This window comes from Arthrobacter sp. StoSoilB5 (assembly GCF_019977235.1).
Taxonomy (GTDB): Bacteria; Actinomycetota; Actinomycetes; order Actinomycetales; family Micrococcaceae; genus Arthrobacter.
This window is the reverse complement of record NZ_AP024646.1, coordinates 1-25603: the sequence shown is the minus strand read 5'-3', so window position 1 is coordinate 25603 and position 25603 is coordinate 1. Positions and strand designations below refer to the sequence as shown.

At 60.6% G+C, this 25603-nt stretch carries 25 protein-coding genes and 2 tRNA genes; 10 read left to right on the top strand and 17 right to left on the bottom strand.

Annotated elements, in window-relative coordinates:
- Positions 1-21: 21 nt before the first annotated feature.
- From LDN75_RS00135 to LDN75_RS00125, 3 genes are read right to left on the bottom strand one after another with little or no spacing between them, the layout of a single operon-like run.
- The gene (locus LDN75_RS00135) at positions 22-663 is read right to left on the bottom strand and encodes an aminodeoxychorismate/anthranilate synthase component II (RefSeq protein ID WP_223935203.1); all 642 of its coding nucleotides are present in this window, start codon (positions 661-663) and stop codon (positions 22-24) included.
- A 10-nt stretch (positions 664-673) separates the two neighbouring features.
- A complete protein-coding gene (locus tag LDN75_RS00130) occupies positions 674-829 on the bottom strand; it encodes a hypothetical protein (RefSeq protein ID WP_223935202.1) in 156 nt (51 codons plus the stop codon).
- 3 nt (positions 830-832) lie between these two features.
- The gene (locus tag LDN75_RS00125) at positions 833-1657 is read right to left on the bottom strand and encodes a class E sortase (RefSeq protein ID WP_223937680.1); all 825 of its coding nucleotides are present in this window, start codon (positions 1655-1657) and stop codon (positions 833-835) included.
- 158 nt (positions 1658-1815) lie between these two features.
- Between LDN75_RS00125 and LDN75_RS00120 the strand changes: the two genes are divergently transcribed.
- The 7 genes from LDN75_RS00120 to LDN75_RS00090 all read left to right on the top strand — a co-directional run bounded on the left by LDN75_RS00120 (position 1816) and on the right by LDN75_RS00090 (position 6631).
- Entirely contained in the window at positions 1816-2070 is a 255-nt protein-coding gene (locus LDN75_RS00120; RefSeq protein WP_223935201.1) for a cell division protein CrgA, read from the top strand.
- A 45-nt stretch (positions 2071-2115) separates the two neighbouring features.
- Positions 2116-2625 carry a methylated-DNA--[protein]-cysteine S-methyltransferase gene (locus tag LDN75_RS00115; RefSeq protein WP_223935200.1) on the top strand — a complete coding sequence of 170 codons (510 nt, stop codon included), beginning with the start codon at positions 2116-2118 and terminating at the stop codon, positions 2623-2625.
- Positions 2625-3188 (top strand): RNA polymerase sigma factor, encoded by a 564-nt coding sequence (locus tag LDN75_RS00110; RefSeq protein ID WP_223935199.1) that lies wholly within the window; start codon positions 2625-2627, stop codon positions 3186-3188. The genes LDN75_RS00115 and LDN75_RS00110 overlap by 1 nt, the downstream gene beginning before the upstream one ends.
- Positions 3185-3814 carry a methylated-DNA--[protein]-cysteine S-methyltransferase gene (locus LDN75_RS00105; RefSeq protein WP_223935198.1) on the top strand — a complete coding sequence of 210 codons (630 nt, stop codon included), beginning with the start codon at positions 3185-3187 and terminating at the stop codon, positions 3812-3814. The genes LDN75_RS00110 and LDN75_RS00105 overlap by 4 nt, the downstream gene beginning before the upstream one ends.
- Positions 3811-4527: an alpha-ketoglutarate-dependent dioxygenase AlkB gene (locus LDN75_RS00100; protein ID WP_223935197.1), complete on the top strand. Its 717-nt coding sequence runs from the start codon at positions 3811-3813 to the stop codon at positions 4525-4527. The genes LDN75_RS00105 and LDN75_RS00100 overlap by 4 nt, the downstream gene beginning before the upstream one ends.
- Positions 4528-4630: 103 nt before the next feature.
- Positions 4631-5248 carry a DNA-3-methyladenine glycosylase I gene (locus tag LDN75_RS00095; protein WP_223935196.1) on the top strand — a complete coding sequence of 206 codons (618 nt, stop codon included), beginning with the start codon at positions 4631-4633 and terminating at the stop codon, positions 5246-5248.
- A 744-nt stretch (positions 5249-5992) separates the two neighbouring features.
- On the top strand, positions 5993-6631 hold the full coding sequence (locus tag LDN75_RS00090; protein WP_223935195.1) for a GyrI-like domain-containing protein: 639 nt from the start codon (positions 5993-5995) through the stop codon (positions 6629-6631).
- On the opposite strand, the gene LDN75_RS00085 is transcribed toward LDN75_RS00090, so the two are convergent.
- Together LDN75_RS00085 and LDN75_RS00080 are read right to left on the bottom strand one after the other, a co-directional pair.
- Positions 6618-7472, bottom strand: coding sequence for a rhomboid family intramembrane serine protease (locus LDN75_RS00085; RefSeq protein ID WP_223935194.1), 855 nt, complete (start codon positions 7470-7472; stop codon positions 6618-6620). The genes LDN75_RS00090 and LDN75_RS00085 overlap by 14 nt on opposite strands.
- Positions 7473-7493: 21 nt before the next feature.
- Positions 7494-8036 (bottom strand): peptidylprolyl isomerase, encoded by a 543-nt coding sequence (locus tag LDN75_RS00080; protein WP_216924370.1) that lies wholly within the window; start codon positions 8034-8036, stop codon positions 7494-7496.
- 153 nt (positions 8037-8189) lie between these two features.
- Here LDN75_RS00080 and LDN75_RS00075 point away from each other — a divergent pair, with 153 nt between their 5' ends.
- Together LDN75_RS00075 and LDN75_RS00070 are read left to right on the top strand one after the other, a co-directional pair.
- Positions 8190-9170: a hypothetical protein gene (locus tag LDN75_RS00075; RefSeq protein WP_223935193.1), complete on the top strand. Its 981-nt coding sequence runs from the start codon at positions 8190-8192 to the stop codon at positions 9168-9170.
- A gap of 145 nt (positions 9171-9315) precedes the next feature.
- Positions 9316-10191 carry a glycosyltransferase family 2 protein gene (locus LDN75_RS00070; RefSeq protein ID WP_223935192.1) on the top strand — a complete coding sequence of 292 codons (876 nt, stop codon included), beginning with the start codon at positions 9316-9318 and terminating at the stop codon, positions 10189-10191.
- Between the two features lie 56 nt (positions 10192-10247).
- Here LDN75_RS00070 and LDN75_RS00065 read toward each other — a convergent pair whose 3' ends face one another.
- Positions 10248-11156 (bottom strand): DMT family transporter, encoded by a 909-nt coding sequence (locus LDN75_RS00065; RefSeq protein WP_223935191.1) that lies wholly within the window; start codon positions 11154-11156, stop codon positions 10248-10250.
- Positions 11157-11275: 119 nt separating this feature from the next.
- On the opposite strand from LDN75_RS00065, the gene LDN75_RS00060 reads away from it, so the two are divergent.
- Positions 11276-13279: a beta-N-acetylglucosaminidase domain-containing protein gene (locus LDN75_RS00060; protein ID WP_223935190.1), complete on the top strand. Its 2004-nt coding sequence runs from the start codon at positions 11276-11278 to the stop codon at positions 13277-13279.
- A 120-nt stretch (positions 13280-13399) separates the two neighbouring features.
- On the opposite strand, the gene LDN75_RS00055 is transcribed toward LDN75_RS00060, so the two are convergent.
- The 11 genes from LDN75_RS00055 to dnaA form a co-directional block, all read right to left on the bottom strand.
- Positions 13400-13475 (bottom strand) — tRNA-Ala (locus tag LDN75_RS00055).
- A gap of 71 nt (positions 13476-13546) precedes the next feature.
- Positions 13547-13666 carry a DLW-39 family protein gene (locus LDN75_RS00050; RefSeq protein WP_223935189.1) on the bottom strand — a complete coding sequence of 40 codons (120 nt, stop codon included), beginning with the start codon at positions 13664-13666 and terminating at the stop codon, positions 13547-13549.
- 46 nt (positions 13667-13712) lie between these two features.
- A tRNA-Ile gene (locus LDN75_RS00045) sits at positions 13713-13786 on the bottom strand.
- 113 nt (positions 13787-13899) lie between these two features.
- Positions 13900-14604, bottom strand: coding sequence for a DUF3566 domain-containing protein (locus LDN75_RS00040; protein ID WP_223935188.1), 705 nt, complete (start codon positions 14602-14604; stop codon positions 13900-13902).
- Entirely contained in the window at positions 14601-17270 is a 2670-nt protein-coding gene (gene gyrA / locus LDN75_RS00035; RefSeq protein WP_223935187.1) for a DNA gyrase subunit A, read from the bottom strand. Before gyrA ends, LDN75_RS00040 begins: the two co-directional genes overlap by 4 nt.
- Positions 17271-17333: 63 nt before the next feature.
- Positions 17334-19412, bottom strand: a complete 2079-nt coding sequence (gyrB, locus tag LDN75_RS00030; protein ID WP_223935186.1) for a DNA topoisomerase (ATP-hydrolyzing) subunit B — start codon at positions 19410-19412, stop codon at positions 17334-17336.
- Positions 19413-19750: 338 nt separating this feature from the next.
- A complete protein-coding gene (locus tag LDN75_RS00025; protein ID WP_223935185.1) occupies positions 19751-20305 on the bottom strand; it encodes a DciA family protein in 555 nt (184 codons plus the stop codon).
- Complete coding sequence (gene recF, locus LDN75_RS00020) at positions 20292-21485, bottom strand: DNA replication/repair protein RecF (protein ID WP_223935184.1); 1194 nt, start codon at positions 21483-21485, stop codon at positions 20292-20294. Before recF ends, LDN75_RS00025 begins: the two co-directional genes overlap by 14 nt.
- Before the next feature lie 23 nt (positions 21486-21508).
- On the bottom strand, positions 21509-22393 hold the full coding sequence (gene gnd, locus LDN75_RS00015; protein ID WP_223935183.1) for a phosphogluconate dehydrogenase (NAD(+)-dependent, decarboxylating): 885 nt from the start codon (positions 22391-22393) through the stop codon (positions 21509-21511).
- Between the two features lie 100 nt (positions 22394-22493).
- Positions 22494-23618 carry a DNA polymerase III subunit beta gene (gene dnaN, locus LDN75_RS00010; protein WP_223935182.1) on the bottom strand — a complete coding sequence of 375 codons (1125 nt, stop codon included), beginning with the start codon at positions 23616-23618 and terminating at the stop codon, positions 22494-22496.
- Positions 23619-24181: 563 nt separating this feature from the next.
- Positions 24182-25603 carry a chromosomal replication initiator protein DnaA gene (gene dnaA / locus LDN75_RS00005; protein WP_223935181.1) on the bottom strand — a complete coding sequence of 474 codons (1422 nt, stop codon included), beginning with the start codon at positions 25601-25603 and terminating at the stop codon, positions 24182-24184.

Sequence of the window (25603 nt, the reverse complement as noted above, 5' to 3'; positions counted from 1 at the left end):
GTCCGGCTCAGCAGCCGCACGTCAGTGCTGGATCAGAGGGCTCAGCTTCGAAGCACGTTCAGCGGCACCGGTCATGCCGAGCGACTCCAACCAGTTGCCCAGCATCTGGTAGCCGCCCTCAGTCAGGACCGATTCCGGATGGAACTGCACACCGCAGAGGGGAGCCGTCTTGTGCTGCAGGCCCATAACTACACCGTTGGTGGTCTCGGCGGTGATCTCCAGAACATCGGGGATCGAGTCGCGAACCGCAGCAAGTGAGTGGTAGCGCGTTGCCGTAACGGGCGACGGAAGCCCGGCAAAGACGCTCTTGCCCTCGTGCTGCACGGGCGAGGTTTTGCCGTGCATGAGCTCAGGAGCATGGGTGACCACGCCACCATAAGCTTCGGCAAGCGCCTGGTGGCCGAGGCAAACTCCGAACATGGGCTTGGCGGCCTCACCGCACCACTTGATGAGCTCGATGCAGACGCCGGCCTCCGCCGGCGTACCTGGACCTGGTGAGATAAGGACTCCGTCGCGGGCCGCGGCAAGCTCTTTGGCTTCCGCGAGTGTCACGTCATCATTTCGGACCACTGTTGTCTCGGCGCCAAGTTCCTGCAGGTAGCCCACCAGGGTGTAGACGAAGCTGTCGTAATTGTCCACGACGAGGATTTTTGTTGAGCTCATGGCTGCTGCACTAACCAATCGTTGAGTCGGTCAAAGAAGTGAATTGGGAGAACCACGGGAAGAGGAACTCCACCATCAGGACGAGGGCTACGGCCACAAGCGCCACCGATGTCAGTATCCGCAGCCACAAAGGTCCGGGCAAATTCCGAAAGATCCAGGCGTACATCCGTTACCCCTTTCCTTGGGTTTTGGCTACTTGGGCGGCGATTTCCGACGGCGGTCCGGCTGAGGCCGGTTGCCATCCCTCAAGGACGGAGTAGGCAATGATGCGTTCCTGGGATCCGAACCGGGGATTGCAGCTGGTCATGGTCAGGATGCTTTCTCGGGGTGTGACTCCGGGTTGTGTTGGGACCGGCATCAGGACGTCGGTTTGGCTGGGCAACACAATCTGGTTGTTGCGGAAGACGTAGGTGTAATAGCCGTCTGAAGTCTGGACGTAGATTTTGTCACCTGGAGCCAAGGTGTGGATGTTATCCAGTACAGCGCCGTGTGTTTGCCGGTGTCCCGCTACGGCAAAGTTGCCCAGGGCTCCGGGCATGCTCGTGTTTCCGTAGTGTCCAAGGCCCAGTGTGTCCAGGACATCCGGGTCCGTTCCCTCGATAATGGGCCGCGTGTAGTCCGGACCGAAACGTGGGATGTACATGATCCCAATCGTTTCCCCATGTGCGGGTGCTGTGCCGACCATAGGCGGACCGTAGTCTGTGGCCTCGTCGCTGGCAGGCGCTACCGGTCCTGCAAATTCCTGTGCAAAGCTCTTCACGGCTTCGGTCTGCTTGGCGTCGGCTTCCACGTTGGTCCACCACAGCTCCCACGCCACAAAAAGAAGCAGGACAATGCCCGCAGTGATGAGCAACTCGCCCAGCACCTGGCTGATTTTGCGGACAACGTATGAGGCAGTAAGCCGGGGACGGGGAGGCTTTCCCTGGGTCCCGCGGGCGGACGGCACGGCGGCGGCCGCCGTCGTCTGCTGGTCCGCCACAGGGTCTCCTCGTATCGGGCGCGGGCGGCGTTGGCCTACCCTGGTTGCGGCTAGACTTGACAGCTAGTAACAACCCGGAGCATCGCGTGGCCGTTGACCGCTGGAATTTTTCCTTCCTGCAGGATACCAAGGCCAGCGGCATCGGGTTTCAATGAAACAGCCAAGGAGGATCCGTGCCCGAGTCCAAGCCCCGCAAGCGGCCTGCCCGTCAGGCCCAGCAGACTTCCGCCGCACAGCAGTACAAGCCGAATCCCGTTTGGTACAAGCCGGTCATGTTCGGCCTGATGATCCTTGGGCTGATCTGGATCATCACGTACTACATCACCGAGGGCAAGTTTCCCGTACAGGAATGGGCTTCGTGGAACATCGTTGCCGGCTTCGGCATCGCGATCATCGGATTCCTCATGACTACGCGCTGGCGCGCCTAGGAATCCCACACCTCACATTTCGGTGCCCGCGAACGTCTACAGGATATGAACACCAGGCACACCACCATGGATTCCCCGTTGGGGCAGTTGACGCTGACTGCCCGCGGGGAGTTTTTGACGGGGATCTTTTACGAAGGCCACTGGCATATGCCTCCGCCGGACTACTTTGGAATCCCTGCAGGGATCGAAGAGCCGCTCTTCGATCAGACCCGTGTCCAACTCGGCGAGTATCTCGAAGGAAAGCGCACTCAATTCGACGTTCCTTTTGAGGCCCGCGGCAATGCTTTCCAAGAGAAGGTCTGGCAGCGGCTCCAGCACATTCCTTTTGGGGAAACCGTTAGCTACGGTGAACTGGCTCTTGAGATGGGGGATCCCCACTTGGCCCAGGCTGTTGGATCCGCAGTGGGCCGGAACCCGATAAGCATCATCATTCCGTGCCACCGCGTGGTGGGACGTAACGGGCAACTCACCGGCTACGCGGGAGGACTGCGCAACAAGCGGTTCCTTCTGGAGCTCGAAGAGCCAGCCGTCGTGAAAGAGGGCAAGCTCTTCTGATGCAGCGCCGGCACCCGGCCCACACCAAGAGGCCGTTCGAAGCAGTTGTCCAGGAACACGGCGCCACTGTGCTCCGGGTGTGCCGTGCGGTCGTGGGCCTCCACGAGGCCGACGACGCGTGGTCCGAAACGTTTCTTGCGGCTCTGCAGGCTTATCCCGATCTCCCTGCAGATGCCAATCTCGAGGCCTGGCTCGTCACTATTGCCCACCGGAAATGCATTGACCTCATCCGTTCCAGCACTCGCCGCGCGTTGCCTGTAGACCAACCCCCTGAGCGGCCTTCCCGGATTGGCATCCCGGGTGACAGCCAGGAGGACCTGCTCAACGCCGTCGGGCAGTTACCGCCTAAACAGCGCCAGGCAGTGGCCTACCACTATTTGGCTGGTCTTCCTTATCGCGACATTGCAGCCCTGTTGGGCGGCACACCGGAAGCCGCCCGCCGTGCGGGATCCGATGGTGTGAAAGCGCTCCGCGCCATCCTGCGCGAAGAGCCCGAATCCATCCAATCTTTCCTGGTTCCCAAATCATCCGTCCCAGCATCGGCGAAAGGAGAAATCCGATGACTCTTGAATCACTCCCGGACCACGCCGAGGTTGCCATGTTCCTTAAACCCCTCGACGCTGGAATCGAACCCGCCCTGTCCAGCCTCCACGCGAGGCTTGTCCGCGCTGCCCAGGAAAGCCATTCCTTGGACATCGCGTACTCGGTGGTGGACTCGCCCGTAGGCAAGTTGCTTTTGGCGGCTACGGAGCATGGCGTGGTCCGCGTAGCGTTCGAGCTTGAGAACCACGAGGCCGTATTGCAGTTGCTGGCCAACACGGTCAGCCCCCGCATCCTGCATGCACCTTCCCAACTTGAGGCCGCCGCCCGCCAGTTGGACGAATATTTCAGCGGCACCCGCAAGGATTTCAACCTTCCCCTGGACTTCCAACTGGCCCGCGGGTTCCGCCTGAACGTCCTCCACCATCTGCCGCAGATCGCTTACGGTAGGACGGAAAGCTACGCACAGGTTGCCCAGGCTGCCGGGAGCCCCAAAGCCGTCCGCGCCGTCGGAACTGCCTGCGCTACCAACCCGCTGCCAGTCATTGTGCCATGCCACCGCGTGGTGAAATCGGATGGCACTTTCGGCGGTTACCTCGGCGGCACCGAGGCAAAACGAAGGCTCCTCACGCTAGAGGCTGCGGCATGAGTGACGACGCCCTGTTTCCGTTGGCTCTTGTCCAGCCTGACACCAACCACGAGGGCCCTCGTGTCATAGCGCCCGGCGCAGTGCATGTGCCGGGCTGGCTCAATCTGGAGCAGCAGCGGTGGATCGTGCAACGCTTTGGCGAATGGACCCAGGGCCCGGTGCCCCTTCGGGCGGCCACACTGCCAGGAGGGCACCAGATGTCTGTCCGGACCGTTTGCCTCGGTTGGCATTGGCAGCCCTACCGCTATACGCGGGAAGCTACGGATGTGAACGGCCGCCCCGTACTCGAATTCCCTGAGTGGATGCTTCGCTTGGGTAGGAAGGCGGTATCCGCTGCTTACTCCACCGGAGCTGAAAGCCATCAGGCTCTGGCCGAACTCGCCGTCCACTACACACCCGATGCCGCGCTGGTGAACTTCTACGATCGTGGCGCCGCCATGGGCATGCATCAGGACAAGGACGAACGATCCGATGCTCCGGTGGTGTCGCTCAGCATCGGGGAGACGTGCCTGTTCCGCTTCGGCAACACGCAGACCCGTACCAAGCCATATACGGACGTCGAACTCCGTTCGGGGGACCTTTTCGTTTTCGGCGGACCATCAAGGTTTGCGTATCACGGCATCCCGAAAGTCCTCCCGGGAACCTGCCCAGACGGATGTGGACTCTCCCACGGACGTATCAATATCACCATGCGTGTAACCGGGTTGTCCTAGGGAACTGGATCGTCGCGGCTAGATTGTCACAGGTAATGGGCAGAATATCCGTAAAGGCAGTAGCAGGGGTCGTCGTCCGCGTGACGGCCGCAGAGGAGCAATCATGACCACGGAAGAAACCGGCATCATCATCGGCCAGGACGGCCTGGCGCGGCCGCTGTGGGCTGCCTCGGACCCGCTGATGCAGGCTTACTACGATCACGAGTGGGGTATGCCCGTCCGGGACGAGCAAGGAATGTACGAGCGCATCAGCTTGGAGGCATTCCAGGCGGGCCTGTCATGGGCAACCATCCTGCGGAAGCGGGATGCTTTCCGGAAGGCCTTCCTGGATTTCCACCCCGAAAGCGTCGCTGCTTTCACAGACGCGGATGTGGAGCGGCTCATGCTGGACGCCGGCATCGTCAGGAACCGCCTGAAGATCCAGGCCGCCATCACCAACGCCAAGGCCACCATCGCCCTCCGGGCAGAGGGCGGATTAGTGGACTTCGTGTGGTCCTTCAAGCCGGAAACCACTCCGGCGCCCCGATCCTTCGCAGACATTCCCACCACATCGCCCGAATCCGTTGCTTTGTCCAAAGCCCTCCGGAAGAAAGGCTTCGCTTTCGTCGGCCCAACCACCATGTATGCACTGATGGAAGCAGTGGGGATCATCGACACACACTTGGTGGATAGCCACAGACGGGGCACGTCAGGCGTCTGGCTGGAGCAAAGCCCGCAGTAGGGTTTCCTCCTGCCCGCAGAACCCACAGTCCTTTTCCACAGAAGTGCGTAACTTTTTCCACAGGCGTGGATAAGTTCTGTGGACATCCACGTACTTTCCGCAGAAACCCCTATCGCAGCGCCGATCCGGGACTACCCGATCAACCGGAGCCTAGTTATACCCACTGTGCATCACGCTGTGGATAGTGGCTGTGTCTTCACTGAACGTTCACGAGCCACGTGTTGACGGATGTACTCAACCATCGTTTCACCGGACGAAGCCAAGCCAAATGCTATCCGAAGACGGCTCCATGCACGTGTGGTCACTGACATAGCCCTGGGAGTTACCCACTTAACAACACCCCCCTAACCCCAAGTTATCCACAGGTGGGGAAAACTTGTGGGTTTCCGAGCGTGGATCCGCGCGCTTGCAGCCTAAAAGGTGCCAAACACGTCCTGAACTACACGTGTGTAAGTTATTAACATTGTTGATAAGGCTGTTGATAGAGCCCGCTCCGGGCGCTCATTAACAGGTTTATCCACAGATCTCCCAAGAATGGCGAGTTTGTCCACAAACCAACCAGGATGTGGGTCGAACTTATCCACAGCTGTGGATGAATTCATGCCATTCGGGGGATATCTACCGCCCTGACAGGCCGCATGGCACTCTGGATACCTAACTACACGGATGTAAGTTACGCACACTGTGGACAACACTTGTGGATAACCTGAGGAACGCGACAGTAGGGGAGTTGGATCGCTTGTGATGAAAGTCGACCTCAAAAAGCAGATCGATACCTACACTGCTTCGCAAGGCAGGTTTTCCGTGGTGACGGTTCCAGCCCTACAGTTCCTGATGATCGACGGCCATGGCGATCCAAACACCGCTCAGGACTACAGGGATGCGCTGACCGCCATCTATCCGGTCGCCTACAAGATGAAGTTCTTCAGCAAACAGGAGTTGGGTCGCGACTACACGGTGATGCCTCTGGAAGGGCTCTGGTCAGCCGAAGACATGGATGCTTTCACAAGCGCCAGGGATAAGTCGCGTTGGGATTGGACCCTGATGAATTTGGTCCCCGATTGGCTCACTCAAGAGCACTTCGAGGAAGCGCGTCGGATCGTCAGCCAAAAGGGCCAAGGGCCGGCAATTGACGGTCTTCGATTGGAAACATTCGATGAAGGGCTAAGCGTCCAGACCCTTCACATAGGCCCTTACGACGACGAGGGCCCAGTGCTCGCGGAAATGCACAACAGCTTCATTCCTGGGGAGTCCCTAACGATGTCGGGGAGGCATCACGAGATCTACCTCAGCGACCCTCGCCGTACTGCACCGGAGAAACTCAGGACGATACTGCGGCAACCGGTCACAGTTGGGGGAAGTGTTGCAACTAACCGGCAGTGACGCGGAACCACGCGACCACGGCTAAAAGGCCTGCCACGAGGAGGAGTCCGCCTGCTTGCAACAGGGCTTGGTTCTTGCCCCGCGGGGCATATGCGATGGCAGCGGCAGCGAGGCCGCCAGTGATCAAGCCACCCAGGTGGGCCTGCCAGGCAATGCTGGGAACAAAGAAGCCGATGGCGCCATTGATGGCGATCAGGATCCATAGTTGTTTAGTTTCACCGCCGCGGTGACGCTGCACCACGAGCATGGCTCCGAAGAGTCCGAAGATGGCGCCGGAAGCTCCCACCACGCCCACCACTGGAAACGTGGGAGTCAACAACAGATAGCCCACGGAGCCGCCGACCGCAGAGAGCAGGTACACGGCCAGGAACCGGATGCGCCCGAGCAAAGGCTCAAGGGCTTGTCCGAAGATCCACAGCGTGTACATGTTCAGGACTATGTGGAGCAGGAACCCTTGCGAGTGAAGGAAGGCCGCCGTCAGCATCCGCCACGGCTCACTGGCAGCCGCGAAATTTGCGAACGCGAAATTCTGGAATACCGCATCATCCGGCACAATCCATTGGAGGACGTAAACCAGCACGCACAAGCCGATGATCGTAAACGTCACCAAAGGCCGGCCGGTTGCCAAGGCACCGCCATAGGGCGAGCGGTATGTCGGCGTCGTGCGCTTTTGTTCGTTGACGCAGTCAATACATTGGAACCCGACGGCGGCCGCCCGCTGGCACTCCGGGCACGCGGGGCGCCCGCAGCGCTGGCACCGCACATAGGAGGGCCTGTCCGGGTGCCGTGGGCACACCGGGATGGCAGCGGACGGCTCTACCGACGGGATTCCGTAACTCATTGGCTCTGGTTCGGCCTGTAGTTAGAGCTGTTCGATGTCGATGCTGTTGATGACGACGTCCTCAACGGGGCGGTCGCCCATGCCGGTGCGGACGCCCTCAATGGCGTCAACAACCTTGCGGGATTCCTCGTCGGCTACCTCACCAAAGATGCTGTGCTTGCCGAAAAGCCAGTCGGTGTTGACCGTGGTGATGAAGAACTGTGACCCGTTGGTGCCCTTGCCCATCTGGATTCCAGCGTTTGCCATGGCCAGCTTGTAGGGAGCGTTGAAGGTCAGTTCGGGGTGGATTTCGTCATCGAACTTGTAGCCCGGTCCGCCAACGCCACGGCCCAGGGGATCGCCACCCTGGATCATGAAGTCCTTAATGATGCGGTGGAAGATCGTGCCGTCGTAAAGGGGCGTACCCGTCTTGTCTTCGCCGGTTTCCGGGTGGGTCCAGGACTTTTCGCCCGTAGCGAGGCCAATGAAGTTGGCCACCGTCTTGGGCGCGTGGTTGCCGAAGAGGTCAACCTTGATGTCGCCGAGGCTCGTGTGGATCGTTGCTTTTGCGGTTGCGATGGTCATGGCCCCATTCTTTCATGCAGGGTCAACGCCGGTGTGGCTGTAAAGCCGGTTCCGCGCTGGGTGAAATCCGGGAAGAATCCTGCAGATGAATAGCCGGTGTTCCTCAAGACACGTAGGCTAGCTTCAAACGAGCATGTGTATCGGGAGGTAGTTGTGAAGAAATCAGACCGTATTGCCCGCGACCTTGAACACTCCGTTGCGGCTGGTGTGGATAACGCCCGCGACTGGGCGGCGCCCCGCGTGGAAGCAGCCGTCAATTGGGCTGTTCCCCGTATTCAGCACGGCATTGATACCGCTTCCCCCAAGATCCAGGAGGGACTGAAGTCTGCGGCGCACAACCTCGCCGACGGCGTGGCAACTGTTACGCCGCGGCTTCAGGATGGATTGGCGCACCTCGCGCCAAAGATCCATGACGCTGTGGAGGACGCAACGCCCAAGATCCAGGAAACGCTCAACAAAGCCACTCCAGTCCTTGGACACGCCCGGGACAAGGTTGTGGAGGAATACCTTCCCAAACTGTCCGAGCAGTTGGGCCACGCTTCTGTAGCTGTTCACCAAGTCCTTGAGAACGCACCCGCCCAAGTGGATGCCGTTGCGCAAAAGCTGGTGGACTCCGGTGTGGTTCACAGCGTGCAGGAGCAAGCGCAAGCCACCAGCAAGCAGATCAAGGCAGTTGCGGACCAGACCAGCAAGGCTGTTTCCCAGCAATTGGGTGCGCAGCAGAAGCCGAAGAAGCGCGGATGGCTGGTTGTCACGGTCATTGCAGCAGCGGTTGCTGCCGGTGTCGCGGCGTGGAAGGCCTCCAAGCCAGTCGAGGACCCCTGGAAGACCCCGGCCCCGGTCAACGCGACCCCGTCAGCGGTGCCCACTGACACCCCCGTTACAACTGACACAGCGGCGACAACTACTGCAGCCGCAGTGACGCCAGCTGCACCAGCCAAAGCCGAGACCTCCGACATTACGCCCAAGGAAGCCGCTGCCGAAGTAGAGCAGGCAACCAAGGATGCGTTCGAGAAGGGCAAGGATTCCACGGCCAACGTTGCAACGGATGCCAAGACCGCGGTCAAGAACATCGCGGCAAGCCGCCAGAAGGACGATGACACCACCTCCACGTCCAAGGACTCTCAGCTCTAGGGTTCTGATCGGCCACCGTTCATGAGGCCGTAATTTGAAACATCATCTGAAGGGACCCCCGCTCAGCCGGGGTCCCTTCAGTGTTTGCCAGCTTGTAACCCAAGGGTTCGCTGGGGACGCTTTGCCGGGTGTTAGATTTGAAGTGATGTCAGCCGATAGACCCGTTGCGGGTGCCCTCAAGGACGTCCCGGAGCTTCCGGGGGTTTCAATCGTCATCCCGGCGTATAACGAGGAAAGCGTCATTCGCCAGTGCCTCATCGCGGCCATCTACCAGTCCGTTCCTGCTGAAGAAATCATCGTGGTGGACAATCTATCCACTGACCGCACCGCGAGGATTGTTCGCCAGATGCAGCAGGAGTACCCGGAAAGTCCCATTGTCCTCTTACGGCAGGACGCCACGCAGGGCCTCATTCCTACCAGGAACTTTGGCCTCAACAGCGCCAAGGCGGAGATCGTAGGGCGCATCGACGCCGATTCAGTCCTGGAGCCTGACTGGGTTGAGCAGGTCCAGAAGGCTTTCATGGATCAGTCCGTCCAGGCTGCTACGGGACCCGTGGTCTACTACGACATGCCGATGCGCCGCTTTGGTCTCAAAGCCGACGACAAAATGCGCCAGCTGATGCTACGCCTGGCCAAGCACCAGTACCATTTCCTGTTTGGTTCCAACATGGCCCTCCGCCGTACGGCATGGGAGACCATCCGCGACGAAACGTGCCTCGATGAGAAGGACGAGATGCACGAGGATATTGATCTCTCACTGCACCTCGCCGAGCACGACCTCCACGTCCGGTACTGCCCGCAGATGGTGTCCGGCATGTCTGCCCGCCGCCTTGAGGACTCTCCCAGGGACTACCGTTATTACGTCACGCGCTTCGACCGGACGTACAAGGCACACAACGTCAAGAAGATGGCCCTGAAGGCGCCGATGGTGGTCTTCTTCTCGGTCTACTTCCCTGCCAAACTATTAAGGGCCATCCACACGGCCAACACAGCTCAGGGCGTTCGACGCGGCGGCCTGTAGGCGCCAACCCTGCCGTCCTGGGTCAACTCAGGCAATACAAGCCCGACGGCGGAAACTCAGTCAGTTCCCAGCTCGGCCTCGCGCCGGTCCGCTTCGCCTCTCCCACGCCGCTGCCCGGCGACAACCACCGCGAGGCCAACCAGAATGAGTGCAAGGCCGGCGTACGTCCCGGCGGGCAATGTCTCGTTCAGGAAGATTGCCGCGAGGATCGCTGCGCCGGGTATCTCCAGAAGGATGATCATGGAAACCAGCAGAGGGCTCATGGTGGCCAGCAAGTGGTTGAAGGCGGTGTGTCCAACCAGCTGCGCACAAACGGTGATGGCTAGAATCCCAAGCCAGCCTCCGGCGTCGAACCCTGCCAACGGTTGGGCGCTGAACAAAGCCAACACCGCAACTATCGCGGCACACATTCCGTAGCAGAGGGTGGTGTACGCGCCCGTTCCCATGGATTGACGGGCCTTGCCGCCAGCCAAGGTGTACAGCCCCGCCAGGGCTCCACCAGCCAGTGCCAGCACGTCGCCCAGCAGGGCCTGCGGCGAGGAGCCCATGTCGAATCCGGTAATGGCCACCACTCCGCCAAAAGCTATCCCCAGGCCCACCAGAACGGGCCAACGATGCCGTGTGCCCCTGAGCAACTGGAAGACAGCGATCCATGCCGACTGGAGGCAGACCAAGGCAGTAGCCGCAGCTACCGAGGTCAACTGCAGTGCGGTGATGAAGCAAGCGAAGTGGAAGGCGAGGGCAACGGCGGCAACCGTGCACCAGCCAAACTCGAGCCGGGTGATTTTCCCAAATTGCTTAGGCTCGCGGATGACCACCGGAGCGGCCATAACGATTGCGCCGATCGCGTTCCGCCAGAAGGCGATCGCCAACGCCGTCACTGACGTGGCACCCAAGGTCCCGGCGATCAGCGGTCCTGACGAGGCGACACCCAGGACTCCCAGGGCGGAAATGAGAAGGTTCACGGATCAACCTTAGTTTGGTGAGGCACCCGTCATGCCCTCTATCTGCTGCGCGGACAGTGTGGTTGTCTTGACTCAACATTCCAGAGAGCCGGAGACGGCCTGCCCAAGGGGACACCTGATTGAACACAACACCCGTCCGTGGTGGAGCCAGGCGGAGGCGATCGGTCCTGCTGCTGATCGCGGTTGCCGCCCTGGCTATCGCTCTCGTCGTCACGGGCTGGTTGGTGGTTTCCCGGGAACGGCCCGGTGGCCCAGGGACAGGCAAGACGACCGGAATCGCGAGTGTCTTCCCCGTCCCGCAACATCTTCGTGCCGGAACGGGAGGCCCCATTCCTTTAAACGGCCACGTCTATATCGTGGCTTCTCCTGGCACCGACCAAGCGTCCATCGCCGCCCTCCAGGACGTGGTGGCAGGGGCGGGGGGCACGGCAGAAACGGTGGCGGCCCTGAACAGCCCAGCAGCGGGGAGCTCGGCCGTGTACCTCGGAACCGCGGCAGATCCCACGGTAAGCCCTGTACTCAAAGAGCTGGGGAAGGAGAGCGCCGCGGAGAACCAGGACGCTGTTGGCCGCGCCGAAGGCTACGCCATTGCTACCGGAAAAACGTCAGGGATCCCGACGGCGGTACTCGCCGGCCGTGATGCCGACGGCGTTTTCCATGCCGTACAGACCATGCGCCAATTGCTCAAGGATGGGTCAATGGCAGCCGTCCGCGTCAGTGACTGGCCGTTGATGGAAACCCGTGGCGTCATTGAGGGCTTCTACGGTATACCGTGGTCCCATCAAGCCCGCCTCGATGTCCTCGAATTCGCAGGACGGCAAAAAATGAATACCTACATCTATTCTCCGAAAGATGATCCATTGCTGCGGGAGAAGTGGCGGGCACTGTACTCGGACGCGGAACTCAAAGAATTACAGGAGCTCATCAATACCGCGGTGGCCAACCACATCCGCTTTACTTACGCCCTGTCTCCGGGCATTGATAGCTGCTACTCCAGCAAGGCGGACCTTGACTTTGCAGTGGCCAAGCTGGAATCCCTGTATTCGATTGGTGTGCGTTCCTTTGTGATTCCGCTCGATGACATTGCCACCAAGGTCCAGTGCGCCGAAGACCTCAAGGACTTCGGCTCCGGCCAGGCCAATCTGGCCAAGGCACAGGCTTCGTTCCTGAATGACGTGAATGACCGGTTCATCTCAGCGAAGGAAGACATCCAACCCCTTCAAACGGTTCCCACTTTTTACAACGGTTCCCGCAGCAATGCGTACAAGAGGGAACTTGGCCGTGCCCTGAACCCGGGGATCGTGGTCCAGTGGACTGGTGAAGACGTGGTCTCCCACAGGATCAGCGGGGACTCGGCGGAGACGGCGAGGCTGACGTACGGTACTCCTGGTTCTCCACGGGAGCTGCTCATTTGGGACAACTATCCCGTCAACGACTTTTCCCAGGACCACCTCTTCATGGCACCGGTGATCGGACGCGACTCCGAGCTGTACAAATCAGTCCGCGGAATCGTCACCAACCCAATGATTGAGCCGTACCTGTCCCTCCCCGCCATCTTCAACTACGCCGATCTCTCGTGGAATGGGCCAGCGTACGATCCCCGCAAGTCCATGGACGCCGCCCTGGATCAGATTTCCGGCCCTGATCTGGAAGTCCAAGCCGCCGTCAAAGCCTTCGTGGACCTCAACCAGGACTGGCAGGACGATGAGCTCACGCCCTCAGCTCCGGAGCTGCGGCGGGACATCGAGCAGTTCTGGGCGGATTACGACGCCGGCAGGTCACCTTCGGGCGGTCTGAAGGCCCGCGCTGAGCTGCTCCAGAGGCTGCCGGAATTGTTGCCGAGGATGGCGGTGCCGGGCTTCGCGTCGGACGCCACCCATTGGGCAACGGCGGCGGCCAACTACGGACGAGGAGTGCAGGAGGCCTTGGTCATGCTCGATGCCGCCAAGCGCGGGGATTCGCCGGTGGTGGCTGAAGCCCGCCGGAACGTCCAGGCTGCGTTGGTGGCGGCCGGTGCCAAGACGCAGCCAACACTGGAGCTCGGAGTGGTGACTCCCGTGCTGGGGGATAGTGAACTGAAGGCATTCCTGGAGCGGGCACTGCAGAGAGTCCCCCCCAACTAGGTCGCAGCTGAGCGCGTTTTGAGCACGCAAAACGCGCTCAGCTGCGACTCAGTTGGAGCCTCAGGTGTGTGAATGGGTTAAATGCAAAAGTCCCGGTCATTTCTGACCGGGACTTTCTTATGGTGGAGGCACGGGGACTCGAACCCCGAACCCCCTGCTTGCAAAGCAGGTGCGCTACCAATTGCGCCATGCCCCCATAAGAAGCAACCCGTCAATCATACCCCATGTCAGGACCAGCTTTTGCCAGTCCCGGACCGGGCTCCGTGGCTAGTCGACCTTGTCGGTTGACCTGCTCCAGAGTTCCTTCCGGGCTTCGGATTCCTGCGCCTTTTTATAGACCAGGACGCTTGCGATCGCCGCTGCGACTACTACCAGCAACTTCTTCACAAGCACCTCATTCCGGTTCAGTGTTACCTGAACCTGTTAGGTTCCGTGGGCGTACCAGGACTTGAACCTGGGACCTCTTCGTTATCAGCGAAGCGCTCTAACCGCCTGAGCTATACGCCCCGATGCCTCATCGGGCCGAGATATGACTGTACAGCACATCCCGGCCCGATCTCAAATCGAGGCATTCTGACCGTTGAATCTCACCGTTTTCGGCGTGAATCCGCGGTTTTTTGCTAGTCGTCGGTCAGGGTCACGCCGATGCCGCCAACCAACGTTGCCGAAATGTTATAGAGCACGGCGGAGAGCATCGACAGTGCAGTCAGCAAGACCACGTTCACCACGGCAATAATCGTGGCGAAGGAAGCCACCTGGCCGAGTGAAGCGATCTTCTTCAGTTCAAAGCCACTGCCTTCAGAGCCCGCCAAGGTTCCCAGCAAGCTGTCCACCTGGTTGAAAATGCCTGTGAGATCCAGCACAGTCCACAGCACGATTGCGGCAACCACGGTCACAATGCCCAAGGCCACGGAGAGCAGGAACGCCATCTTCAGTACTGACCAAGGATCAACCTTGCTGACCAGGAGACGCGCCCGGCGGACCTTGGCCTTGGGTGCCGGCTTTACCAAGCCCGGGGCACCCTGCGAGGGGCGCTGACCGGGCGCGCCTGCCGGACGCTGTCCGGGCTGCGCGGGGCGCTGTCCGGGAGCGCCAGCGGGACGTTGCCCAGCTGATGCGGGACGCTGGCCAGGGGCACCGGCTGGTCGCTGGGCCGAATTGGTTGCCGTAGTCGGCCGGGCTCCAGTGGCTCCGGCGCCGGCAGAGCCGGCTCCCGGGCGTTGCTGGGGCCTCGCAGGCGCTCCTGCCTGCGGGCTGCCCGAGGGCTGCCGGAGTCCGCCGGGGACACCTGTGCTCGGCTTGGGATATGAGTCGGAATTACTCACTCGTTACCTCCGGTGTTGTCTTCGTTCAGCTCCGCGCCCGTTTCAGTATCCGGGTCCGCGTCGTTTTCCGTTTCTGACGTGACGGTCGCCTCTGCGGCACCGTCTTCTGCAGCCAACGTTACGTCATCGTCCTGTCCGTCCTCGGACTCTTCGCTTTCCAAACCGCGTTCGCTGTTGCGTGCGACCTCGATAATCCGGTCATTCTTGTCCGGCTTGGCAAAGATGACGCCCATGGTGTCACGGCCCTTGGCCGGGACGCCACTGACGGCCGAGCGGACCACCTTGCCGCCCTCCATGACCACCAGGACTTCGTCTTCTTCCTGCACAATCAAGGCGCCTACAAGGTCTCCGCGATCCTCGGCAAGCTTCGCCACCTTGATACCCAGGCCACCACGGCCCTGCAGGCGGTACTCGTCCACGGCCGTCCGCTTCGCATAGCCGCCTTCAGTCACAATGAAGACGAATGAGCCATCCTGGACCACATCCGCGGCCAGCAACTCGTCCTCTTCACGGAACTTCATACCAGTCACACCGGATGTCGCCCTGCCCATCGGACGAAGGGCATCGTCCGATGCAGTGAAGCGGATGGACTGGCCCTTGCGTGACACCAGCAGGAGGTCATCAGTTTCGCTGACCAGCTGGGCAGAGACGAGCTCGTCGCCGTCTCGCAGGTTGATGGCGATCACACCAGCCGTACGGTTGGTGTCGTAATCCTCAAGCCTGGTCTTCTTGACCAAACCGTTCTTGGTTGCGAGCACCAGGTACGGAGCTTGCTGGTAATCGCGCAAATCAAGGACCTGAGCGATGTGCTCATCTGGTTGGAATGCCAAAAGGTTGGCTACGTGCTGGCCCTTGGCATCGCGTCCGGCTTCTGCCAGCTCGTAAGCCTTGGCACGGTACACGCGGCCCAGGTTGGTGAAGAACAACAGCCAATGATGCGTGGTGGTCACGAAGAAGTGCTCCACAACGTCGTCGCCGCGCAACTGGGCACCCTTGATGCCCTTCCCACCGCGTTGCTGGGACCGGTAGTTGTCGCTTCGGGTGCGCTTGACGTAGCCGCCACGGGTAATGGTGACAACCATTTCCTCTTCAGGGATCAGGTCCTCCATGGACATGTCCCCGTCGAAGCCCATGAGAATGTGCGTCCGGCGGTCATCGCCGTGCTTCGCCACAATCTCGGCGAGTTCCTCGCTGATGATCTGGCGCTGGCGCTCTTCCGAAGCCAGGATCGCGTTGTACTCCTCGATCATGGCTTCGAGTTCGGAGTGGCGGTCCTGGATTTTCTGGCGTTCCAGGGCAGCCAAACGGCGCAGCTGCATGTCCAGGATGGCGCGGGCCTGGAGTTCATCGATCTCCAGGAGCTCCATTAGTCCCTCGCGGGCTGCCTCGGTGGTGTTCGAGGCACGGATGAGGGCGATAACCTCATCCAGCATGTCCAACGCCTTGAGGAGTGCACGCAGAATGTGCGCTTCTTCCTCGGCCTTGCGCAAGCGGTAACGCGTCCTGCGGGCGATCACGTCCATCTGGTGGGTCACCCAGTGCCGGATAAAGGCATCCAGGCTCAAGGTGCGGGGAACGCCGTCGACGATTGCCAGCATGTTCGCCGAGAAGTTGTCCTGAAGCTGCGTGTGCTTGTACAGGTTGTTCAGGACGACCTTGGCCACGGCATCGCGCTTAAGTACGATCACGAGTCGCTGGCCAGTACGGCCCGAGGTTTCATCGCGGAGGTCCGCGATGCCCTGGATTTTGCCGTCCTTGACGAGCTCGGCAATCTTGATGGCGAGGTTATCCGGGTTGGCCTGGTACGGCAGTTCGGTGACTACCAGGCAGGTACGGCCCTGGAGTTCCTCCACATTGACCACGGCGCGCATGGTGATGGAGCCACGGCCGGTGCGGTAGGCATCCTCGATGCCCTTGTGTCCCAGGATGGTCGCGCCGGTGGGGAAGTCCGGTCCCTTGATCCGCTGCAGAAGCGCCTCAAGCAATTCCTCGCGTGACGCCGTGGGATTATCGAGCGCCCACTGCACGCCCTCGGCAACCTCACGGAGGTTATGGGGCGGGATGTTGGTAGCCATACCGACTGCGATACCGGAGGAACCGTTCACCAGCAGGTTCGGGAAACGCGCTGGCAGGATGGTGGGTTCTTGGTTCTTGCCGTCGTAGTTGTCCTGGAAGTCGACGGTTTCTTCGTCGATGTCGCGGACCATTTCCATGGCCAGCTGGGCCATCTTGGTTTCGGTATAACGGGGAGCAGCGGCGCCATCGTTGCCCGGGGAACCAAAGTTGCCCTGGCCCAAGGCCAGCGGGTAACGCATGGTCCAGTCCTGGATCAGGCGGACCAGGGCGTCGTAGATCGCCATGTCACCGTGTGGGTGATAGGTACCCATGACGTCACCGACAACACGTGCGCACTTGTTGAAAGAGCGGTCCGGACGGTAGCCGCCGTCGAACATCGCGTACAAGACGCGACGGTGCACCGGCTTGAGGCCGTCGCGGACGTCCGGGAGGGCGCGGCCGACGATGACGGCCATGGCGTAGTCCAGGTAGGACCGCTGCATTTCAGTCTGCAGGTCCACCTGCTCCACGCGGTCGGTCAGCACATCGCCTTCAAGGACGACGTCGTCGACGGTGGGTTCCGCCGGGACTTCAGGAGTTTCGTCACTCATAATCTAAGTTTTCCGTTTCAGGTATATGTCAGGTGTGGAATATCTGCGGGCCCTGTAGGGCTACTAGATATCCAGGAACCTGACGTCCTTGGCGTTCTGCTGGATGAAGTTACGGCGCGATTCGACGTCCTCGCCCATCAGCACCGAGAAGGTCTGATCGGCAGCCAGGGCATCGTCCATGGTGACCTGCAAGAGTGTGCGGCGGTCCGGATCCATGGTGGTGTCCCACAACTCCGTGTAGTCCATTTCGCCCAGACCCTTATAGCGTTGGATGCCGTTGTCCTTGGGAAGGCGCTTGTTCATGGCCGCACCCTTACGGATGGTGTCGTCGCGTTCGCGATCGCTGAAGACGTAGTCATGGGCAGCGTTGGACCACTTGATCCGGTACAGGGGCGGCTGCGCAAGATACACGTAACCGTTTTCGATCAGCGGGCGCATGTAGCGGAACAACAGGGTCATCAACAGCGTGGTGATGTGCTGGCCATCAACATCGGCGTCTGCCATCAGGACGATCTTGTGATAACGAAGCTTGGCGATATCGAAATCTTCGCCAATACCAGTGCCGAAGGCTGTAATCATGGACTGGACTTCAGCATTGCCGAGGGCCTTGTCCAGGCGGGCACGTTCAACGTTCAGGATCTTGCCTCGCAGCGGCAGGATGGCCTGCGTTTCCGGGTTGCGGCCACGCTTGGCCGAGCCACCGGCCGAGTCACCCTCCACCAGGTACACCTCGCACCGCGAAGGATCTTTGGACGAGCAGTCGGACAGCTTGCCGGGCATGCCGAAGGATTCCAGCGGGCTCTTGCGGCGGGCGTTGTCGCGGGCCTTGCGGGCCGCCATGCGTGCCTGGGCAGCGGAAATGGCCTTCCGGATGACGTCGCGGGCGGGGCCGGGGTTGCGTTCCAACCAGTCGCCCAGCTGGTCCGTGACGACGCGCTGGACGAAGCCCTTGACCTCTGAGTTGCCCAGCTTGGTCTTGGTCTGGCCCTCAAACTGTGGCTCGGAAAGCTTGACCGAGATGACTGCTGTCAGGCCTTCACGGATGTCATCACCGGTGAGGTTGTCTTCCTTTTCCTTGATGATGCTCTTCTCCCGCGCGTAGCGGTTGATCAGCGAAGTCATCGCGGCGCGGAAACCTTCTTCGTGGGTTCCGCCCTCGTGGGTGTTAATCGTGTTCGCGTACGTGTGGACGCTTTCCGAGTAAGCGGTGGTCCACTGCATGGCGACCTCGACGGCAATGTGCCGCTCGGTGTCTTCAGTTTCGAAAGCGATGACGTCCTCGTGGACGATCTCCACTTTTTTGCTCGAGTTCAAGTGCTTGACGTAGTCCAGTAGTCCGTCCGGGTACTGGTATACGACGGTGCGGTGCTCGGCGGCAACTTCACCTTCGGTAGCGACCGCGTCCAGATCAAGATCGTCCTCACCATCCCGGGCGACCGGACGTTCGTCGGTCAGCGTGATCCGCAGGCCCTTGTTGAGGAAAGCCATCTGCTGGAAGCGGGCGCGAAGCGTCTCGAAGTCGAATTCGGTGCTTTCGAAGATGGTGCCGTCAGGGTAGAACGTCTGCGAAGTCCCTGTTTGGTCCGTCGCTTCGCCCTTAACGAGGCCGCCCTGGGGCTTGCCGCCATCTGCGAATGACATACGCCAAACGTGACCCTGCCGCCGGACTTCAGTGTTGACCCGACGGGACAGGGCGTTCACTACTGAGATACCCACGCCGTGAAGGCCACCGGAAACCGCGTAACCGCCGCCGCCAAACTTACCGCCGGCGTGCAGGATGGTCATGACGACTTCAACAGTGGGCTTGCCCTCAGTGGGGTGGATGTCCACAGGGATGCCGCGGCCATCGTCAACAACCTGGACGCCGCCGTCTGCACGGAGCGTAACTTCAATGTGGCTGCAGAAGCCGGCCAGGGCTTCATCGACAGAGTTATCGACCACTTCATAGACCAAGTGGTGCAAGCCGCGGGGACCGGTGGAACCGATGTACATACCCGGGCGCTTGCGTACGGCTTCGAGGCCTTCCAGGACGGTGATGTCGCTGGCACCGTACTCCCTGGGTGTTTCCGCGGGCGTGTCAGGCTTAGGAACAGTGTCCTCTTCGGGCTCTACTGCCAAGGTCTCTGCATTGTCGTTAGCCACAGGCGCTTTCGACTCCTCTGTATTCGATGACGGCCGTTCCCGAAGAAGGCCGCGGCGAACCGGGGCCTTCAAAGGGTACGTGACTGATTGCGCCGTTTACTCCGACGAAGAGGGTCCCGGAAGCCATGAAAGTGGTTCCAGGACCCTGACGACGTTTCACCGGCGCTCAGTGATCTACGCCAATTCTATCGTGGAAATGCGGGAATCCTTGCAAATACGGGGGCAGCCGAGAGCTGAATATGCCTGTGGGAGGCCACTGGCCCTATCTGAAACGGCCCTGCGGTGGTCCTGATGGGGGCCTATACGGCTCAGGGGCGTTGAAACGCCCTGCACGCCGTTCAGCCGTACGTGTCCCGGGGTCCCCGGCCATTGACGCTCCGCCCACCCTTGCGCCAACTTGGCGCCGAGGGACCGAGCACCTGGATACTGGTCACCACACCCTCGCCCAGTTCGTTGCGGAACATCTCCAAGAGGCTCGTACTCAACAACCGCAGTTGGGTCGCCCAGGCAGTCGAGTCGCAGCGCACATGCAGAGTGGTGTCAGTAAAGCTCTCCGGAGTGCAGTGCGCAGAAATGTCCGGGCCAACCAATGTTTCCCATTCGGCCATGACCGATCCCACGGCCACAGGTGACGTCCAACCACGCTCCGCTACCAAACGGCCAACGACTTTCCCCAGCCCCAAGGGGTCCCGTCCGCTGCCATGGAACTGGGTGAAGCCCCGGGTGTCGCGGAGGCCCTTGCGTTTAGCCGCGGATCCGGGACGCGGAGCGCGCTGCCTTACTTCGCCCCGAGCCGCCGCGGCCTCGCGCATTCGGTTCAGCGCGGCCTGGGCAGCATCGATTTCGTCTGGATCGCGGCCGGGTTGAAGTCCGTCGCGGCTATCCTTCGCCATCGATGCCTCCCGGAACAACGGTTACGCGCCGCCCGGCCAGCTCCTCAGGAATATCGGCGTCGACGGCGGCTGTGACCAGCACCTGCTCGGCGCCGGACACTATTGCTGCCAGTTTACGCCGGCGCTGTACATCGAGTTCGGCAAAGACATCGTCAAGAATGAGGATCGGCGCAGTGCCTCCGGTCCGGGCATCATCGAGCATGACGTAGTACGAAGCGAGGCGTAGCGACAAGCACATGGACCACGTTTCACCGTGCGAAGCATAGCCTTTCGCGGGCGCTTGGCCGAGCACGAGTTCCAATTCGTCACGGTGCGGGCCCACCAAGGAGATGCCACGCTCCAGTTCCTTCTTCCGGGACGTGGCGAAAGCCTGGATATAGCGCTCGGTGAGTTCGTCCACGGACAGCAGTCTGAGGTCCTCGCCCGACGCCGGAGCTTCAGTTGTGCGCTCGGCTGGACCGCCGTCGTCGTCCAGTACGCCTTGGATAGTTGAGCGGTACACCGCGCCGGCGTCTTTTGTACCATCAGTGAGCTGCGCGTAGGCACTGTTCAAATGCGGACGCAGGCGGTCTACGAGTTCCAGCCGCGCGTGCAAAAGCTCAGCACCGGCGCGGGCCATGTGCTGGTCCCACACATCCAGCGTGGCCTCATGTCCTGCGGTAAATTTGCCCGCCCGGGCCGATTTCAGAAGGGCGTTGCGTTGCTTGAGGACGCGGTCATAGTCGCTGCGGGTGGCAGCATGACGCGGAACAAGGCTCACCAGAAGTTCGTCCAGAAAGCGTCGGCGGTTGGAAGGATCGCCCTTGACGAGGGCCAAATCCTCCGGCGCGAACAGCACAGTCTGGCAGATGCCCAAAATGTCCCTGGCGCGTACCGGGTTTCCACGGTTGATCCGGCCACGGTTCGCTCGGCCCGCGTTGATTTCCAACTCAATAACCGTGGACTGCTCGCCTCGGACCAGCTTGGCCCTGATCATTGCGCGTTCCGTGCCGAAGCGAAGGAGCGGGGCATCAGTGCTGACACGATGCGAGCTCAGGGTTGCCAAGTATCCGATGGCTTCCATGAGGTTGGTTTTACCGATCCCGTTGGAACCCACCAGGACAGTAACCCCAGGGCCGAGCTTCAGGTCAACCTGGGCGTAGCTGCGGAAATCGGTCAGCGAAAGATGTTCAAGATACACGCCGTCTGCTGGACTCCCGCGGCCTAGCTCGCCGGACGCGTGGCGTGTCCGCCAAACTGGTGGCGCAGCGCGGAAACCATTTTCATGGCCGGCGAGTTGTCTTCGCGGGAAGAGAACCGGGCAAAGAGCGCCGCAGTGATGGCCGGTGCCGGGACAGCGTTGGCAATTGCCTCTTCAACGGTCCATCGGCCTTCGCCGGAATCTTCCACGTAGTCATCGATTGAGGCCAGGCCCGGATCCTCGTCGAGTGCTTTGACCATGAGGTCCAGCAGCCAGGAGCGAACGACTGTTCCCTTTTGCCAGGCGCGGAAGGTTCCGGGGAGGTCCTTGACAATGTCCTTGGCTGCCAGCAATTCGTAACCCTCGGCATACGCCTGCATGAGCCCGTACTCGATGCCGTTGTGCACCATCTTGGCGTAGTGGCCAGCTCCAACGCCGCCTACGTGGACGAAGCTGTCGGCTCGTTCACCTTCAGGGCGAAGGGCATCGAAGACCGGCATGGCCAGTTCGATGTCTTCCTCAGCGCCGCCAGCCATGAGTCCGTAACCGTTCTGCAGGCCCCAAACACCGCCGGAAACCCCGCAGTCCGCGAAGCGGATGCCTTTTTCAGCGAGTGCAGCAGCGTGCTTCTGGTCCTCAGTGAAACGTGAGTTGCCGCCGTCGATCACCAAGTCGCCCGGGCTGAGCTTTTCGCCGAGTTCGGTGATCACGGCATCGGTGATGCCGCCTGACGGAACCATGACCCATACGAGCTTCGGAGAGGGCAAGGCAGCGATCAGTTCGTCCACGGAAGCAACGTCCGTCACGTCGGGATTCCGGTCGAATCCAGTTACTTCGATGCCACCGTTCCGCATGCGTTCCCGCATGTTGAAACCCATTTTTCCAAGGCCGATTAGTCCGATGTGCACGGGGTGAACTCTTTTCTGCGGAGGTGGTGGTGGCTGCGGAAGGCCCAACTGACTCGCATTAGTGGTTGTTCTAAACGTTCTAAACAACCACATCTGCCAGCTAGTTGGGGAGGCGAACCGGCATCACGAGGTAGCGGTAGTCGTCTTGGTCATCGCCATCAGCCTCAGCCTGGGCCGTGATCATGGCTGGTTTGGGGGCGGTGGTGAAGGAGAAACGAACGTACTTGGTCTCGATGACGCTCAAGCCTTCAACGAGATAGTGCGGATTGAAGGCGACCGTGATGTCCTCGCCAGAGAGCTGGGCTTCCAGTTCCTCCGATGCCTGCGCATCTTCACCCGTTCCGGCGTCGAGGTTCAGCAGACCCTGGCTGAAGGCCAGGCGGACTGGGGTGTTGCGTTCAGCTACCAGCGACACACGTCGAACGGCTTCAACAAGTTCCTGTGTTTGGACCGTTGCGTGGATGGGTGTGGAATCCGGGAAGAGAGAGCGAATCTTGGGGTAGTCGCCGTCCACCAGCAAGGACGTTGTGGTGCGGCCTCCGCTTTCGAAGCCAATCAGGCGGCTGTCATCGTCAGCGAGGGCAAGGTTGATATCACCACTGCCGCCGAGGGTCTTTGCGACCTCGTTCAGTGTTTTTGACTTGACCAGGGCGCTGGTCGAAATGCCTGGAGTCACAGGCTTCCACGGGACTTCGCGCATGGCGAGGCGGTAGCGATCCGTCGCGAGGAGGGTGATCATGTCATCCTCGATTTCCATGCGTACGCCAGTGAGGATCGGCAAGGTGTCGTCCTTGCTGGCGGCGATAATCACCTGGGAAACAGCCTGCGCGAAGGCATCACCTGGCAAGGTGCCGCTTATTGCGGGCAACGCCGGAAGGGCCGGGTACTCGGACTCCGGCATGGTGGCCAGGTGGAAGCTGCTTCGACGGCAGGTGAGAGTGACTTTGCTCCCGTCAGTCTCAACTTCCACCGGAGCGGAAGGCAGGCTGCGGCAGATGTCTGCCAATAGTCGCCCGGAAACCAGGATTGTGCCTTCCACAGCGATATCTGCCGGGATTTCCAAGCGTGCTGAGGTCTCATAGTCAAAGCTCGAGAGACTTACGGTTCCAGCCTCAGCTTTGAGGAGGAGGCCGGAAAGCACTGGTACGGGCGGCCGCGGAGACAACGACCGCGCGGTCCACGTAACGGCTTCTGCCAGGACGTCGCGGTCGACTCTGAACTTCACGGAAGGGTGCCGCCTTTCATTGCTGCTGCCATGTAATAGCTGCGGATTCCTGCTTGGAACCCACCAAACCTTTGCGGTCCGACACCTGAACCTGCATGGTCCGCACTTAACGAACTACAAACAGACCCAAGGATGGGAGCGCTGCTGACAGCTTAGCCGGAAGATCCGCGATTAACCCATCCCCAGCGGCAGCCACCCGTCGTATGTGGACAGCCGCAGGCTGGCCGTTGATCTGGCCGGGGGCCAGTTCGGGTGGGCGCAGAACGAGATTGTTATTTGAGGGATTTCAATTTTTTGGGATTCGTAGTGTTAATAACTGCTGTGGAAACTGTGGATAACCGGGTCTGGCCGCGCCGTTCCGGGGTTAAGCCCTGTTCACGGACTGTGCGTTAACTGGGTTTTAAACAGGGTGTGGATGGGGACAACTCCCAACCCGGTTTTTAACGATCCACAGATGCCTTAAGGGTTTTAAGCCCATTAAGCGCGCTTGTCCCCTTAAGTATCCACAGGGTTATCCACACGCACCTGTTAATAAGGTATGTAGTGCGCGAAGGGATGTGGACTCAGGAGTCGCGCTGCTGCTGCTTGATCCGGTTTGTGAGTTCGGTGACCTGGTTGTAAATCACACGACGCTCGGCCATAAGTTCACGGATCTTGCGGTCCGCGTGGATGACGGTGGTGTGGTCGCGTCCGCCGAGTTCCTGTCCGATCTTCGGCAAGGACATGTCGGTGAGCTCGCGGCAGAGGTACATCGCGATCTGGCGGGCGGTGACAAGGGTGCGCGTACGGGACTTGCTGCAAAGCTCTTCCATGCTGAGCTTGAAGTAGTCAGCCGTCTGGTCCAGGATCTGCTTCGCCGTGATTTCCTGGGCGCCGTCGTCCGTGATGAGGTCCTTGAGGACCATTTCGGCGAGGGCCACATCCACTGGCTGCCGGTTCAGGCTGGCAAAGGCCGTGACGCGGATCAGGGCGCCTTCGAGCTCGCGGATGTTGCTGGAGATCTTGGAAGCGATGTACTCCAGGGCGTCGTCCGGTGCTGACAATCCTTCGCTGAGGCCCTTCTTGCGGAGGATGGCAATGCGCGTTTCCAGTTCCGGCGGCTGGATGTCGGTCAGCAGGCCCCACTCGAAACGGGAGGTCATCCGGTCCTCGAAGCCAGCCAGCATCTTGGGAGGCTGGTCGGAGGTGATGACAACCTGCTTGTTGGCGTTATGGAGGGCATTGAACGTGTGGAAGAACTCCTCCTGCGTCCGGTCCTTGCCAGCCAGGAACTGGATGTCGTCGATCAGCAGCACATCCACGTTTCGATACGTGGTCTTGAAACTGGTGCCTTCGTCATCGCGGATGGAATTGATGAAGTCGTTGGTGAACTCTTCAGAGTTGACGTAGCGTACCCGGATTCCGCTGTAGAGCCTGCGGGCATAGTGGCCGATCGCATGAAGCAGGTGCGTCTTGCCGAGCCCGGAGTCACCGTAGATGAACAGCGGGTTGTAGGCCTTGGCAGGGGCTTCGGCTACCGCGACCGCGGCCGCGTGGGCAAAGCGGTTCGAGGAACCGATCACGAAGGTGTCGAAGATGTACTTCGGGTTCAGCCTGCCGAATTCATGTGAGGTGCTGGGCGGCGTCGGCTGGGGCTTCGGTTCTGCGGCGAGGTCCGGCAACGCGGAAAGCTCGACGGCGGGTTCCGGCTCTTCATGGATGGGCACCAGATCCGTGTCGACGTCGATAGCGCAACGGATGTCATCGGAAAACACGCTTCGCAGGGCGTCGTCAAGGGCGTCCTTGACCTGCGTTTGCAGGACTTCGCGGGTGAGCTCGTTGGGAACGGCTACCAGGAGCGTCGAGCCGATGAGGCCTTGGGCTTGGGCGAGGATGACGAAACCGCGCTGGCGGGGTGTGACCCGGTCGTCCTGTTCCAGAAGGCTCAGCACCCTGCGCCAGGAACTTCCGACAGTATTGGCGTGGTTGGCTTCGTCTACTGTCAT

Coding starts and splice junctions, on each gene's coding strand:
- gyrA (WP_223935187.1), bottom strand. CDS start 17,270: ATGAGTGACGAAACTCCTGAAGTCCCGGCGGAACCCACCGTCGACGAC.
- LDN75_RS00130 (WP_223935202.1), bottom strand. CDS start 829: ATGTACGCCTGGATCTTTCGGAATTTGCCCGGACCTTTGTGGCTGCGG.
- LDN75_RS00095 (WP_223935196.1), top strand. CDS start 4,631: ATGACCACGGAAGAAACCGGCATCATCATCGGCCAGGACGGCCTGGCG.
- LDN75_RS00135 (WP_223935203.1), bottom strand. CDS start 663: ATGAGCTCAACAAAAATCCTCGTCGTGGACAATTACGACAGCTTCGTC.
- LDN75_RS00070 (WP_223935192.1), top strand. CDS start 9,316: ATGTCAGCCGATAGACCCGTTGCGGGTGCCCTCAAGGACGTCCCGGAG.
- LDN75_RS00110 (WP_223935199.1), top strand. CDS start 2,625: ATGCAGCGCCGGCACCCGGCCCACACCAAGAGGCCGTTCGAAGCAGTT.
- dnaA (WP_223935181.1), bottom strand. CDS start 25,603: ATGACAGTAGACGAAGCCAACCACGCCAATACTGTCGGAAGTTCCTGG.
- LDN75_RS00080 (WP_216924370.1), bottom strand. CDS start 8,036: ATGACCATCGCAACCGCAAAAGCAACGATCCACACGAGCCTCGGCGAC.
- LDN75_RS00105 (WP_223935198.1), top strand. CDS start 3,185: ATGACTCTTGAATCACTCCCGGACCACGCCGAGGTTGCCATGTTCCTT.
- LDN75_RS00115 (WP_223935200.1), top strand. CDS start 2,116: ATGAACACCAGGCACACCACCATGGATTCCCCGTTGGGGCAGTTGACG.
- LDN75_RS00025 (WP_223935185.1), bottom strand. CDS start 20,305: ATGGCGAAGGATAGCCGCGACGGACTTCAACCCGGCCGCGATCCAGAC.
- LDN75_RS00090 (WP_223935195.1), top strand. CDS start 5,993: ATGAAAGTCGACCTCAAAAAGCAGATCGATACCTACACTGCTTCGCAA.
- LDN75_RS00085 (WP_223935194.1), bottom strand. CDS start 7,472: ATGAGTTACGGAATCCCGTCGGTAGAGCCGTCCGCTGCCATCCCGGTG.
- LDN75_RS00100 (WP_223935197.1), top strand. CDS start 3,811: ATGAGTGACGACGCCCTGTTTCCGTTGGCTCTTGTCCAGCCTGACACC.